Origin of the sequence: Streptomyces sp. NPDC021622 (assembly GCF_040640795.1) — a bacterium.
Lineage (GTDB): Bacteria > Actinomycetota > Actinomycetes > Streptomycetales > Streptomycetaceae > Streptomyces.
Map to the genome: position 1 here is coordinate 178,343 of NZ_JBFACK010000014.1, position 13,691 is coordinate 192,033.

The 13,691-nt window shown below is 70.2% G+C and carries 13 protein-coding genes; 4 read left to right on the top strand and 9 right to left on the bottom strand.

Annotated features, from left to right (window positions below):
* Positions 1 to 50: 50 nt before the first annotated feature.
* Together AB0G47_RS27050 and AB0G47_RS27055 are read right to left on the bottom strand one after the other, a co-directional pair.
* The gene (locus AB0G47_RS27050) at positions 51 to 1,811 is read right to left on the bottom strand and encodes an ATP-binding protein (protein ID WP_360774936.1); all 1,761 of its coding nucleotides are present in this window, start codon (positions 1,809 to 1,811) and stop codon (positions 51 to 53) included.
* A gap of 377 nt (positions 1,812 to 2,188) precedes the next feature.
* Entirely contained in the window at positions 2,189 to 3,394 is a 1,206-nt protein-coding gene (locus AB0G47_RS27055; protein WP_360774939.1) for an MBL fold metallo-hydrolase, read from the bottom strand.
* 157 nt (positions 3,395 to 3,551) lie between these two features.
* On the opposite strand from AB0G47_RS27055, the gene AB0G47_RS27060 reads away from it, so the two are divergent.
* Together AB0G47_RS27060 and AB0G47_RS27065 are read left to right on the top strand one after the other, a co-directional pair.
* A complete protein-coding gene (locus tag AB0G47_RS27060; RefSeq protein WP_360774942.1) occupies positions 3,552 to 4,748 on the top strand; it encodes a Glu/Leu/Phe/Val dehydrogenase dimerization domain-containing protein in 1,197 nt (398 codons plus the stop codon).
* Between the two features lie 110 nt (positions 4,749 to 4,858).
* Complete coding sequence (locus AB0G47_RS27065; protein ID WP_360774944.1) at positions 4,859 to 5,470, top strand: TetR/AcrR family transcriptional regulator; 612 nt, start codon at positions 4,859 to 4,861, stop codon at positions 5,468 to 5,470.
* A 22-nt stretch (positions 5,471 to 5,492) separates the two neighbouring features.
* Here the strand turns inward: AB0G47_RS27065 and AB0G47_RS27070 are convergent, their stop codons facing one another.
* Positions 5,493 to 6,311: an SGNH/GDSL hydrolase family protein gene (locus tag AB0G47_RS27070; RefSeq protein ID WP_360774947.1), complete on the bottom strand. Its 819-nt coding sequence runs from the start codon at positions 6,309 to 6,311 to the stop codon at positions 5,493 to 5,495.
* A 123-nt stretch (positions 6,312 to 6,434) separates the two neighbouring features.
* Positions 6,435 to 8,552, bottom strand: a complete 2,118-nt coding sequence (locus AB0G47_RS27075; RefSeq protein WP_360775141.1) for an alpha-galactosidase — start codon at positions 8,550 to 8,552, stop codon at positions 6,435 to 6,437.
* Positions 8,553 to 8,733: 181 nt separating this feature from the next.
* Here AB0G47_RS27075 and AB0G47_RS27080 point away from each other — a divergent pair, with 181 nt between their 5' ends.
* Complete coding sequence (locus AB0G47_RS27080) at positions 8,734 to 9,540, top strand: tyrosine-protein phosphatase (RefSeq protein ID WP_360774950.1); 807 nt, start codon at positions 8,734 to 8,736, stop codon at positions 9,538 to 9,540.
* 19 nt (positions 9,541 to 9,559) lie between these two features.
* Here AB0G47_RS27080 and AB0G47_RS27085 read toward each other — a convergent pair whose 3' ends face one another.
* Positions 9,560 to 9,676, bottom strand: coding sequence for a DUF6126 family protein (locus AB0G47_RS27085; RefSeq protein ID WP_135329603.1), 117 nt, complete (start codon positions 9,674 to 9,676; stop codon positions 9,560 to 9,562).
* A 68-nt stretch (positions 9,677 to 9,744) separates the two neighbouring features.
* A complete protein-coding gene (locus tag AB0G47_RS27090; protein ID WP_266872434.1) occupies positions 9,745 to 10,386 on the bottom strand; it encodes an XRE family transcriptional regulator in 642 nt (213 codons plus the stop codon).
* A 385-nt stretch (positions 10,387 to 10,771) separates the two neighbouring features.
* Here AB0G47_RS27090 and AB0G47_RS27095 point away from each other — a divergent pair, with 385 nt between their 5' ends.
* Positions 10,772 to 11,110 carry a hypothetical protein gene (locus AB0G47_RS27095; protein ID WP_360774953.1) on the top strand — a complete coding sequence of 113 codons (339 nt, stop codon included), beginning with the start codon at positions 10,772 to 10,774 and terminating at the stop codon, positions 11,108 to 11,110.
* Positions 11,111 to 11,188: 78 nt separating this feature from the next.
* On the opposite strand, the gene AB0G47_RS27100 is transcribed toward AB0G47_RS27095, so the two are convergent.
* The 3 genes from AB0G47_RS27100 to AB0G47_RS27110 all read right to left on the bottom strand — a co-directional run bounded on the left by AB0G47_RS27100 (position 11,189) and on the right by AB0G47_RS27110 (position 12,839).
* Positions 11,189 to 11,935, bottom strand: coding sequence for a hypothetical protein (locus AB0G47_RS27100; protein WP_360774954.1), 747 nt, complete (start codon positions 11,933 to 11,935; stop codon positions 11,189 to 11,191).
* Between the two features lie 332 nt (positions 11,936 to 12,267).
* Complete coding sequence (locus tag AB0G47_RS27105; RefSeq protein WP_360774956.1) at positions 12,268 to 12,540, bottom strand: hypothetical protein; 273 nt, start codon at positions 12,538 to 12,540, stop codon at positions 12,268 to 12,270.
* Positions 12,537 to 12,839: a hypothetical protein gene (locus AB0G47_RS27110; protein WP_360774959.1), complete on the bottom strand. Its 303-nt coding sequence runs from the start codon at positions 12,837 to 12,839 to the stop codon at positions 12,537 to 12,539. The genes AB0G47_RS27105 and AB0G47_RS27110 overlap by 4 nt, the downstream gene beginning before the upstream one ends.
* Between the last annotated feature and the right edge of the window lie 852 nt (positions 12,840 to 13,691).

Sequence of the window (13,691 nt, forward strand, 5' to 3'; positions counted from 1 at the left end):
AGGTACGAGGGTCTGCCGTGGCAGACGTGGTGCTTGCGGTGTGGTGCGGGTCAGCCACCCTGGTCGCCCCTGTCGCGGGGGATGCCGAGGTCCGGTCCGGGTGCCGGGTCGCGGGTCTCCTGGGCGGCGGCGAGGCCGATGCCGCGCTGGAAGGCGGCCATCAGGCCCGGGTCGTGGCCGACGTGGTAGTCGGGGTCCTGGCGCGGTGACGGCGTCGTGTCGCGCAGTTGCGGCGCGATGTGTTCCTGGGCGCGGCGCTTGGGGAGCCGGGGCCGGTCCATCCGGCCGTGCACGGCGCCGCCGAGGGGGACCGGCGGGGTCACCGTGTTCTCGGCCGCGGCCTGCCGGTCCTCGGGCCGGATGCCCGGCACGGCTTCGGCGGGCGTGGGCCGGTCGGCACGCGCTCCGCGTACAGGCAGCGGCCCGTTCCCGTTGCCGTTCGCCGCCGGCGTGCCGGGGGTCTCGTCCCGCAGCGGCTGCCGCGGCACGACGACCGGTTCGGGGCGGGGGGCCTGCGGGGGCGGTGCCTGGGCCGTTTCCGGTACGCCGACGGGGGCGCCCGGCGGCGCGGTGCGCGGGGCGGCCACGGGCTCGTTCTGCGGTTCGGCCCCGAGCATCCCCTGCGGCAGGATGACGACGGCCTGTACGCCGCCGTAGATGTTGGTCTGCAGGCGGACCCCGACGCCGTGCCTGCGGGCGAGCGCGGACACTACGTAGAGCCCGATCCGCCCGTCCTGAAGAAGGCTGGCGACATTGACCTGGTCGGGGTCGGCGAGCAGGCGGTTCATCTTGTTCTGCTCGGTCACGGGCATGCCGAGGCCACGGTCCTCGACCTCGATGGCGAGCCCGGCCGTCACCAGGTTGGCGCGCAGCAGGACTTGGGTGTGCGGTGCGGAGAACACCGTGGCGTTCTCGACGAGTTCGGCCAGGAGGTGGATGACGTCGGCGACGGCGTGCCCGCGCAGGGTGCCGTCGATCGGCGGCACCAGCTTGACCCGCGAGTACTGCTCGACCTCGGCGATGGCCGAGCGCAGCACCTCCATCATGGTGACGGGTCTGCTCCACTGACGCCGGGAGATGGCGCCGCCGAGCACGGCGAGGTTCTCGGCGTGGCGGCGGATGCGGGTGGCGAGATGGTCGACGTGGAAGAGGCCCTTGAGCAGCTCCGGGTCCTCGACGTCGTTCTCCAGCTCATCGAGCAGCGAGATCTCCCGGTGGACCAGCGACTGCAGCCGCCGGGCCAGATTGACGAAGACCTCGACCTTCTGTTCGCTGCCCGCGTGGCTGGAGAGCTGCGAGGCCTGGACGACCACGCTGACGGCGACCTCGTGGGCGCGGTTCAGCTCGTCGGCGAGCAGCCCGAACTCGTCGCCGTCCTGGGCGGACCGGGCCGGCACCGCCGTGCGGGCGGGCGGTCCGTCGCCGCGCCGCAACTGCTCCACGACCCGCCGCAGTTCGGCCTGCCCGCGCGCGGTGCTGCGGCGCAGCGAGCCGACGCGGTCGCGTACGGAGTTCGCGGCGCGGTCGGCCGCGACGGCCGCGATGACGACGCTCACCAGGGTGATGGCCCCGGCGGCGGCGAGGATGACGAGCAGCGCGGGGGCGAGCGGGGTGGCGGTCTCCCGGACGACGAAGAGCACGGCCGCGCCGGCGCAGAGCGCGACGGCGACGGGCGGCAGTACGGCGATGCGCAGCAGCTGCGGACGTATCCGGGCCTCGGGCAGCGGCGTGACGGTACGGCTGCCGGGCCTGCCGTGCCGGCCGCCTTCACGGCGGTCTGCGCGGGCGGCCGGTGCGCGAAGGTGAGACATCAGCGTCCTCGGTCAGGGTGCGGGCTCCGACGATCGCGCGAGGGCCGTTTCGCGACATCGCCGTGCCGGCCGTGTGGACCATCCGATGATCCTTGCGTCGACCGACGGCAACTCACGGTAGTCGGCAACGCATCATGTGCGGGGGGCAGTTGACAAAGTACGACGGCCGAGGTCCCGCTCTGGTATGACGCCTCGCACGGCAGTCCGATTGCACCTTCGGACGCCAGTTCCAGCCGGGGCGCATGGCTCGGCGAACAGGCTTTCCCTTCGGGGGAAGGGGGCGGTCATGACGTCGGGGCGGCCACGTCGTACGTGACCGCCCCGAACCGGTCGAGGGGCACCGCGAACGTCCGCGATGCCCCTCCCCGCGACTTCTCTCAGCCGACCCGCGCCGCCTCCGGCTCCCCGGTGTCTTCGGCGTCCTCGGAGTGCCTGGCGCCCGGGGCGCCCGGCGCCACCCGGGGCCACCCGCCGCCCGGCTCGACCGCGACGCCGCGCCACCACGGCTCCGAGGGGACCGAGTCCGCCGCGGGCTCGAACGGCTGGCCCGGCACCGGCAGTGCGATCCGCGCCCCCGCGCGGGAGGCGGCGTCGACCGTGCCCTCGCCCGGCTCCGACCACGGGTGCGGGGCGAGGTTGAAGGTGCCCCAGTGAATCGGCAGCAGCACGCCCGACGGGCGGCCGCCCTGGAGGTCGAGGTGGGCGCGCATGCCCTCCTCGGGCGTCATGTGGATGTCCGGCCACCACTCCGAATAGGCCCCGATCTGGATCATCGTGGCGTCGAAGGGGCCGTGCTGCGCGCCGATGTCCTGGAAGCCGGGGAAATAGCCGGTGTCCCCGCTGTGGTAGATCCGGTGCTCGGGACCCGTGACGGCCCAGGACGCCCAGAGCGTGTGCTGCTGGTTGCGCAGGCCGCGGCCGCAGAAATGGCGTGCGGGCGTCGCCGTCAGGGTCAGGCCCGCCACCTTCGTGGAGTCGTGCCAGTCGAGCTCGCGCAGCCGGTCGGCAGGTACGCCCCAGCGCTCCATGTGGGCTCCGACGCCGAGCGGGACCGCGAACACCGTGTCCGTGCCGGCCAAGGCCTTGATCGTGGGCATGTCGAGGTGGTCGTAGTGATCGTGCGAGATGACCACCGCGTCCACCGGGCCGAGCGCCGCGAGGGGCACCGGCACGGGGTGCAGCCGCTTGGGCCCGACCCAGGAGAACGGCGAGCACCGCTCACCCCACACCGGGTCGAAGAGCACACGCCGCCCGTCGATCTCGGCGAGCACGCTGGAGTGCCCCATCCAGGTGAGCCGCAGCCCACTGGCCGGGGGCTTGGAGAGGTCGGCGAGGGTCGTGGCGTGCACGGGCACGGTGCCCGTGGGGCTGCGCCGCAGCCGCTCCTCCTTACGGAAGTAGACCTTCGCGAACTCCACAGCCGTCGAACCGGAGGGGCGGCTCTGCGCCCCGACGGGGTTCTGGAAGGAACCGTCGGCGAAGTTCGGCGATCTGTGGATCCGTGCGAGCCGCTCTCCGGCCGGATCCGCGCCGAAGGCAGCGGTCCTGAGCGAGCGGAGCCCAGAGCTCAGCGAACGGGACACAGCACCTCCTGGAAGGGGTAGATCAGGCCTCCATTATGTGCACCGCCTCCGACAGCGGCCCTCTGAAGGGATCGTCATCGGCCACCTCCGCCCACGTGATGTACTCCTACTGATCGACCATTCAGTAGGCACCAAGCAGTAGCAGTAGGAGTGCGCCATGCCCGCCCCCGCGCCCGCCCCCTTGCTCTCCCTCACCTGGACCGACCACGTCACCGGCTGCCAGGGCTTCCTCGTGGTCGACCGCCTGGTCCGCGGCGTCTGCAGCGGCGGGCTCCGGATGCGCCCCGGCTGCACCCTCGACGAGGTCACAGGCCTTGCCCGCGGCATGACGATGAAGGAGGCCCTGCACTACGACCCCAGCGCCCGCTACGTCCCGCTCGGCGGCGCCAAGGGCGGCATCGACTGCGATCCGCGCTCCCCGGAGGCGTACGACGTCCTGGTGCGCTACCTCCGGGCGATGCGCCCCTACGTCGAGCACTCCTGGACCACGGGCGAGGACCTGGGCCTGACGCAGGACCTGGTCGACAAGGCGGCGCGGGAGGCGGGGCTCGTCTCCTCGGTCCAGGCGGTCCACCCACTCCTGGAGGACGAGACCGCGGCACGCGCACGCCTCGCGGACGCCTTCGCCGTGCGGGTGGACGGCCTGGGCCTTGACGAGCTGGCCGGCGGCTGCGGAGTCGCCGAAGCGGTTCTTGCGGCGCTCGACCGCGCGGGCCACGCACACGCGGGCGCGCGCGTGGCCGTGCAGGGCCTGGGCACCATGGGTGGCGCGACCGCGCGCTTCCTCGCTCGCGCGGGGCTGACGGTCGTGGCCGTCGCCGATGTCAGGGGCACCATCGCCAACCCGGCGGGGCTCGACGTGGAGGCACTGCTCGCCGCCCGCGACGCGCACGGCGCCGTGGACCGCGCGGCCCTGCGCCCCGGGGACCGCGAACTGCCGGGCGAGTCCTGGCTCTCCACGGAGGCGGAGATCCTGGTCCCCGCGGCGGTGTCGTACGCGATCGACGAGGTGAACCAGCAGCGGATCACGGCCCGTTGGATCGCGGAGGCGGCCAACATGCCGGTCCTGCCGGAGGCAGAGAACCTCCTGGCGGCGCGCGGCGTCACCGTGCTGCCGGACGTGGTCGTCAACTCCGGCACCAACGCCTGGTGGTGGTGGACGCTGTTCGGCGACATCGGCGCCGACCCGGACGAGGCGTTCGCGCACATCCGCCGCTCGATGCGGGCGCTGGTCGAACGGACACTGGGGCGGGCGGAGGCGGACGGCACGACACCGCGCGTCGCCGCACACGCGCTGGTCGCGGACCGCCTCCCGGAGATCGCGGACCGCTTCGGGTGGTACGCGGCCCCGTAGGCACCGATACGCGAGCCCCCAGGCACCCCCTAGGCACCGGCACGCGTCTCCGTAGCCACCCGGCTGCCCCCTGGGCGGGCCGCCCCCTCCCCGCGGATAGGCTGCCCGACGTGGCAAGGGTGCGGTTGAGCGTGGCGGAACGGCGTGCGGAGCTGCTGTCCGCCACCGTCGAACAGATCGAGGTGCGCGGCGTGGCCGCCGTGCGCATCGCGGACGTGGCGGCAGCGCTGGGGGTGAGCAACGCCCTGGTGCTCTACCACTTCTCGACCAAGGAGAACCTGGTAGCCGCCGCCTTCGCGCACGCCGCCGAGGGCGATCTGGCCCATCTGCGCACCCTCCTGGGCCGCCGCACCACGGCGGAACGCCGGCTGCGCGCGGCCGTCCGCTGGTACGCGCCCACCGGCCAGGCCAAGGGCTGGCGCCTGTGGATCGAGGGCTGGTCCGCCGCACTGCGCGAGCCCACCCTGCGCACGGTCACCCGCGATCTCGACCAGCAGTGGAAAGCGGCGATCACCGAGGTCATCGCCGAAGGCGTCGCCGCCGGCGAGTTCCGCTGCCCCGACCCCCAGGGCGCGGCCCTGCGCCTGACCGCCCTGCTCGACGGCCTCGCGGTCCAGCAGACGGCGTACGAGGGCACGGTCCCGCGCGGCCGGATGCGCGCCTGGGCGGACGAGGCCCTCGACCGCGAACTGGGCCTGGTCCCGGCCCGCACCGCGACCTGAAGGGCAACGCCCGGCGGACGTGTCAGGGCGCCGACTCGATGTGCATCCTGACGGTGTACGGGTCCACGGCCCCCTTCGCCTCCACATGGTCCCCGGACGACTCGCCCCGCAGGCGCCGCCCGATCCACGGCACCAGGTACTCGCGCGCCCAGTGGATGTCATCACGCCGCACTTCAAGGGTGTTCCGTGGCGGCAGCGGCGGCCACGGCTGGTCAGGGTCTGCGGGCACGTCGAGGCCGAGGACCTGCCCCGCGCGCAGCGCCACGCGCGTGTGCCCCTCCGCGGAGAGGTGCAGCCGGTCGCCGTCCCAGGCGCGCCGGTCCTGGACGGTCTTGAGCGACCACAGGTCGAGCACGGGGCAACCGTAGCGGTCGGCAATCGCGCGGACATGCATGTTGTACGTGGCGATCTTGCCGCGCAGATGCTTGAGCACGGCGACGCCGCGGGTGTCGAAGCCGGTGGTCACCATGACGGTGCCGACCGCCGACGTGAGGTCGGCGACCGCGCGCTCGAACCGCTCGGCCACCTCGTCCGGGTCGGTGCCGGGACGGATGATGTCGTTGCCGCCGGCGCAGAACGTCAGCAGGTCGGGGGCGAACTCCCTGGCCTTCGGCACCTGGTCCGCCACGATCTGGTCGAGGAGTTTTCCTCGTACGGCGAGATTGGCGTACCGGAAGGTGTGTTCGGGCACCCGGTCGTCGAGCAGGACGGCGAGACGGTCGGCCCAGCCGACGAACGCCCCGTCGGGCCCCGGGTCCCCCACCCCCTCGGTGAAGCTGTCGCCGACCGCTGCGTAGGAGGTGAACGTGGAACGGATGAAGGATGTCGACTCTGCTGTCACGTCGTCACATCTTTCACCTCGCCAAGTGACCTACGCCACCGTAGGGAGGGGTTGACGGGGGGTGAGATAAGCCACCGGTCAAGATTGTTCCAACCCGGAATACACGGCGGCCCTCCGTGGCGCTCACACCTTGCGGAAGCGGAACACCGCCGCGTCCAGGTCACCGCGCAGCCCTGTCCGCAGCCCGTGGTGCAGCAGCACCGCACCCCGGTGGACGACGCCGGTGCCCTGGCAGACGTAGGCCGCCGTGGGGTCGAGCCCTCGCAGCCGCACCCGGGGCGCTGGCTCCCCGTAGGCCTGCGCCCGCAGCCACGCGAGGACGACGGTCTCGTCGCCGTGGACGTACTGCACCGCGCTGAGCGAGTCCTCGGGCGGGCGCAGCCGATAGAGGTCGCCGAGTTGCACCACGGGCCGGATCTCCTTGTAGAGGTCCACCCAATCGCCCGCCTCGGCCAGTTCGCTCTCGGTCCACTCCGTGAGGTCGCCGCCGATGCCGAGTACGCCCGCCATGGCGCTCACAAAGCGGAAGCGCAGGCTGCTGACCCGGTCGTTGAGCTGGGTGTTCGGGCTGTCGGTGACCCAGGCGGCCATGACCCTCGCGGGATGCAGCTGGCTGAAGCCGTGCTGGATGGTGAGCCGGTCGAGCGGATCGGTGTTGTCGGAGGTCCACACCTGGTCGGTACGGGAGAGGATGCCGAGGTCGATCCGGCCGCCGCCGCCCGAGCAGGACTCGAAGGCCACACCGGGATGCGCGGCCCGCAGCCGGTCGACCAGTGCGTACAGGGCGTGCACATGGTCGTGCCAGATCCGCTGCGGATAGCTCTCGCCGGGCCAGCCGGGATCACTGAAGCAGCGGTTGAAGTCCCACTTCACATAGTCGATCGGGGCGCTGGAGAGCAGCGCGTCGAGCCGCTCCCAGAGGTACTCCTGGACGTCCTCGCGGGCGAGGTTGAGGACGAGCTGGTTGCGGAACTCGGTGCGGTCGCGGCCTGGGTGGTGCTGCACCCAGTCGGGGTGGGCGCGGTAGAGGTCACTGTCGGGGTTCACCATCTCCGGTTCGACCCAGATCCCGAAGCTCATGCCCAGGGCGTGCACCTCGTCGGCGAGGGGCTTCAGACCGCCGGGGAAGCGGTCCGGGTTGGGGGTCCAGTCGCCGAGCCCGGCACGGTCGCTGACCCGTTGCCCGAACCACGCGTCGTCCACCACGAACAGTTCCACGCCCATCGCCGCCGCCCGCTCGGCGAGCGCCCGCTGCTGGTCCTCGGCGATGTCGAAGCCGGTGGCCTCCCAGGAGTTGTAGAGCACGGGCCGCGTCACACCCGCGTCCGGGATCACGTGCTCCCGCTGATAGGCGTGCCAGGCCCGGCTCGCACCCCCGAAGCCGCCGTCGCTCCACAGCCCCGCGAAGACGGGCGTCACGCACTCCTCGCCGGGCGCGAGGAGCAGCTGCCCGGAGTCGTCGTACCCGCTGCCGCCGGTGATCTGCACGGCCCCGTCCGGCAGTTGCGCCACCGCGATCCGCCACGACCCCGACCAGCCGAGCGCGCAGCTGTAGACCTCCCCGCGCTCCTCGGTCGCCCCCTCCGCGTCCAGCGCCACCCAGGGCAGATGCTGATGCCCGGTGTGGCCGCGCCGGCTGCCGATGACCTTCTCGCCGTACGTGACCGGTGACCGCACCAGCTGCGACTCGGCGGCCCAGCGGCCGTGCAGCTGCGAGAGCCGCCAGTGCTCGCGCGTGGGCAGGGTCCACGTGGCGGAGTCGGCGCGGAGCAGTTCAAGGTCCGGGGCGCCCACGGGCCCCTCGTGACGCAGGACCGCATGGCGCTCGATGATGTCGCCGCGCATCCGGTAGACCAGCGTGACGGCCAACTGGTGTGCGGAATCGTTGAATTGAAGCCGCAGCTCGTGCTGCCCGGTCTCGACTCCGGAGGCTCCGGAGGCTCCGGAGGCTCCGGAGAACCGCCACTCGGTGCCGCGCACCCCGGCACCCCGCACGGAGAGCGCGGGACGCGTGAACCGCCGCCCGCCCTCGACGGGATACTCCTCCCACCCGTCGAGCCCCGACTCGAAGGCCCACTCCGCAGGCAGCGGCTCCGCCGCAAGGGCCTCGGCGTCCGCCAGGGCGATGCGGGGACCCCAGTGCAGATGCACCAGTTCGTCGCGGGCCGTGAGCCGCAGCGCATAGCTGCTGGTGGGCCCGGAAAGCAGCCACGTACGACCGTTCTCGCCGACCTCGATCATCAGTCCCCGCAGATTCGACCCGATAGCGACAGGCACGCGCGTGTACGCACATCATCGAGGCGGCATCAGCTGTGAGGCAACGCTCATGCACCGGCAGTAATTGCCTCAGGAACCCATGTCGTATCGTCGAAGTCGCACCCCACCGGCGAGCAGCGCCGGCGGCCGGACGGGAGGAGCCCCCGTGACGCAGCAAGTCCCGCCGACCGAGCTGTCGGAGCCCGAGCTGACCGGAGTCCGCAACTTCCGCGATGTGGGCGGACTTCCGACCGCGGACGGCCGCCGGGTCCGGCAGGGCCGGCTCTTCCGCAGCGGTCACCTCGCGCACGCCACGGAGGCCGACTCCGCGTTCCTCGCCTCGCTGGGACTGCACACGATCTTCGACTTCCGCAACGCGGCCGACCAGCGGCTCGAAGGCCCGGACGTCACGCTGCCCGGCGTACTCAATGTGAATCTGCCGCTGACCGACCCGGCCGACGGCGCCGAGTTCTGGCAGATGGTGCGCGACGGCGATCTGGACCAGCTGCGCGCCGCGCTCGACGACGGGCAGGCCGCGGGCCGCATGTCCGCCTCGTACCGCACGATCATCAAGGACCGCACCGCCGAGCACAGCCGGGTGCTGCACGCCATCGCGGGCGACAGCGTCCCGGCGCTGATGCACTGCGCCGCGGGCAAGGACCGCGCGGGTCTCTCGGTAGCCGTCACGTTGCTCGCCGTCGGCGTCGAGCGCGACGCCATCGAGGCGGACTACCTGGAGTCGAACGCCACCCACCGCCGCTACAAGGTGCACCGCAGCAGCAACTCCCCCGACGCGATGTCCCCCGAGGTCATGGCGCTGCTCAGCCCGCTCTTCGAGGCCCGCGCCGAATATCTGGCGGCTGCCTTCGAGACCATCGAGCAGACCTGGGGCGACACGGAGACCTACCTCACCGAGGGCCTCAACGTGACCCCCGAGACCCGTGAGCGGCTGCGCGCGCACCTGCTGGACTAAGGCCGGTCGGGCCCCCGCGCTACTGGTTCTGCGCGCCCAGCGAGAAGAGCAGGTAGATGAAGGCCGCGAAGAGGTGCCCCACCGCGACGTAGACGATCAGCCGTACCCAGAGTCCCCGCGGGAACTTCTCCTCCATGGCCATGGCCTTGCGGGCGGGCTGCTCCTGGTCCCGGTCCTGGTCCGGCTGCTGCGCGTCAGGTTCCGTCATCGCGGGTCTCCCAGGGTGGGGCTGTGCGCGGTCCCGCCGAGGCACAGTGCGGTGGCGGGACTCTGCAGCAGGGTGTGGACGAAGAGAAGATCGGCACCGAGGCGGTCCGCGGCGGCGATCCGGTGCGGGGTCAGCGAGTCGAAGTGCGCGCTGTCCCCGGGCTCGAGGGTGTACGTGGCGTCGCCGAGCCGCAGCCGAAGCCGCCCCTTCAGGACGTACAGCCACTCCTCGCCGGGATGGACGCGCACGATGTCGCCCTGCGCGCCGTGCGGCACATGCACCCGCAGCGCCTGCATGCCGCGCGCCGGGGCGCCGGCCTGCCAGTAGGTCCAGCCGCCCGCCCGGGTCGGCTCCATGTCGGCGGCGCGGACGATCGCGTCCCGGTCCGCGGGGGTCTCGCCGAGCAGCTCCGAGACCGTCGTACCGTAGGTGCGGGCGAGCGCGAGCAGCATCGGCAGCGACGGCTGACGCTGCCCGGTCTCCAGGCGGGAGAGATGGGCGGGCGAGAGCCCGGCGGTGCGGGCCGCGGCCTCCAGTGTGAGGGCGGCACGTCGCCGCAGGTCACGCAGTTGCGGCGCGACGGCGGGCAACGGTTCGGCGGCCTCGGGTTCGACCGGCTCCGGCTCGGCAGGGCTCATACCTTGATTGAGCCAGGCCCTTACCCCTGAGGCAACTTTCTTGCCCCAGGGGCAAAAGCCCACCTGGGTGCCTCAGCGGTTCGCGACCGCCTGCTTCACCAGCGTGCAGTGGAATCTACTTCTGCAAACATCCCACAGGCCCTCTGACCTGCACCTTCGCGACAGTCCATCGGCCGAAGACTGCTGAAGTTCGGCACCCCTGGCCCTCGCTACATGCCCCGCTGGGGCCGTGCGACGCAGCAGATCGCATCGTAGCCAGGTCGCCGTCAGGCGTTCGGCGCAGATGCCTCGGCTCCGGCTCTCCTCCTGCGCGCCGTTGCACCGAAGGCCCGTGGTGGGCACCCTTCGAGCCGAACAGCCACGGCCGGGCCAACCAGGGGGCAAGGTGAACGACTTCTACTCCGCGGCAGCGCAGATCATCCCGGTACTGCTTCTCACGCTGGTCCTGCAATCTCCTCGCCGTCTCCGGGACCTGTTTGCCAGCACACCAATGCGCATGCGGCGAGGGCTCGCCCTCTTTAAGGCGATGGTCTGGCTCTCTGTACTGGCAGAGGTACTCGCGTTGGGAGGTCTTTCCTTCGACGAGGAACGGTTCCCCAAGCTCAACACGGCGGTGGCCATCTTTGTCTGGAGCGATGTGCTTGTACTGTCTGCCGGGATCGCCTGGGTCGCAGTGCGAACCCTCCAGCAGACCTTTCGTGACGACGGCCCCTCGGGCACCTGAAACCGGGAAGCTGCCGGCGGCTCACATACGCTGCTGCACCACCTGGCGGGGCACCACCCGCAGGTCGGGCAATTCCGCTCACCCTGACCTCCGGATGCGCTTCGACAGACTCTCCATTCGCTCAACATCGGCCCTGGGCTGGCGCCACACATTCTGCGGGTGCTCTACCGGCCGTGCGGGACAGTCTTTGAGGAACGCTTCGAATTGGTCGTCACACCAGCTCGGCACCCATGCTCCAGATCGACACAGGAAGATCGCGTCGAAGGTGACATCGGGGGCTTCCCCATCGTCAATGACCATGCGCACGGGGATGAGGGGCTGTTCGCTCGGTCTGGCCAGTGATTCACGCCAAGGCGGGAAGTGCACGAAGAGCTGCGGGCGGTTCCAGTAGTGGACAAGCATCCAGTTCTCGGCGCTGATCTTCGCCTTGCCGCTGGTGACCTTGGCTTTCCACTCGTCGAAGGTGGAGTCGTTGAGCTTGTAGCCGCAGTCGTGGTGCGCGTCGTACAAGTGGATACTTTCCCAGGGGCCGTCTCCTCCGAGGTTGGAGGGAAAGACCTGTGAGGACCAGGCGTTCGAATCGGCGTACCAGATAGGCGCTTCCGGAGCGATTCTGAACCGGTTCCAGAAGTCCTTGTACCCATGGCATCGGGGCAGTTCGACGCCAGCCTTCTGGAAGTCTCGGAGCCGCTGCAACCAGATCGCTTCGACGTGGATGGCGTCCTCGGCGATCGGCCAGGCGTACAGCTCGGGATGGTCGCCGAGCGGTGCCCCGGCTGTTGGGGTGGGGAAGAAGAAGTCCCAGTCAACGGCAAGAAGATGCACTTGGGCAGCACCTATCCAGGTGGCGATGCGGTCGGAGAAGGAGCGGCCCCCGGCCGAAGCCAGGGGCCGCGTTCAATCAGCGGCCGGGAGAGCCGCTACCGCCCCCGCCGTCACCGTCTTCGATGTCGGTGTCATCAGATCCGTGACCACCGTTATCGTCGCCACCCCGAGGGGTAGCCTTGCGTTGCAGTGCTTCCTTGAGAGTCACAGGCTTGCGCCTCCTCAAGCTTCGAACAGGGGCGCCTCCCCTGCTCGTTGTGCACTTGCACGCCCGCGCTAACGGGCGTTGCTCCTCCCCGGCCAACCGGTCCAAGGAACGCCGGGGAGGGCATCTATGGGGCCTCCGTGCGTATGTAGTGGAGGGCGCCTTGGCGGGCATTTAGTTCAATCACGCGATAGATCAACGTGGGGCCACTGACCGTGTAGGGATCACGGCCCAAGAAGTTGAGAACCCGGCTGCCGCCTCGGCCGGTCACCATGTCGCGGATGGGGAAGAACGTCCCGTCGAAGTGAAGAAGGTCGCCGATCTTCAGTTCGCTCGGGTTGAGGGGGAGTCCTTGGGTGCCGACCGGGCCGGGCGGGATCTTGTCCTCGTCCGGCATCATGATCCGGGGTGCTCCTGCGCCTCTTCGACGGCCCGCAGTTCGTCTCCGGTTGCGCGTGAGCGGACCCAGGCAGCGAACTCGTTGGCGTCTGAGGTGCTGAGGGAGATGTGCACGAGTCCTTCGTGGTTGCCGTCCGTCTGCGTCACGCCTGCCGCGTAGGCGGCGCCGGCCACCTGCATGAGGTTGAGCGCCTGCTGAACTTTGGGGACGACTCCCTTGGCGATCAGCCCGGCACTAATCCGCGGTGAACTACCGAGCTGTGTCGCTTCTGGAGTGCTCACTACGCTCGTGGCTTCCATGGGCCTTCATCCCCTCAACCGTTGGCTTTCTGGCCGTGAGTTGAAGGTATGGAGGGCGGAAGTCCACAGTCCAAGAACTTGCACTCGCTTGCAGAGATTCACCCGAGGGCGTTGATGGCTTCTGCGACGAGAGTGCGCGCCTGCTGCCCGTAGTGGGCGATCGACACCAGCTCCGTGATCTGGAGTTCTCATCAGCCGCGGGCTAACCCACCAACCACCGACGGAACCCATGGCCACCTGTGAAGCCCGGAGGAATGCCCCCAGGGCTTCACGGCGTGCGACCCCACCGTCAGTTCGCAAAGGGTTCCTGCACCTGCGCCCACTTTAGGCACTTCAGCATCGCCGGCGGAGGATTTCCGGCCTGTGCACTTGACGACCCTAGATCAGCAGAGGACGCTCAGCTCTCAGTTCTCGGCTATGTGTGGACTAGGGCGATTACGAGGCAGAATATTGGCCAGAACGAGAATCCATCGCTGGTATTGGGATACACCCATGCAATACCGCTATTTGTACTGGGATGAGCGCAATATAGGTGAACTCCTGAACGATGTAGGCAGGCGGAGGGGCGAGATTTCGATCGCCTCTCCCAGCCTCGACGTGCTCCCCCAGCTGCAGTACACCCTTGGACTGAGTGGCGATGATACTCGCGCCAGCGTAGCAAAGTCGCTTGATCGCAGGCTTCGTAAGAATATGAAGCAGTGGCCCTCTGAATGGCCAGCAGGATTCCTCCGGGGGTACAGCACACCAAACCATATCGGCCGATTGCCCGATATGGATGATGGCATCCGGCGCTACCGAGTTACGCCAGGGGACTGGGACGAGGAGATATTTTCCAGGGACCCTGATCCGAAC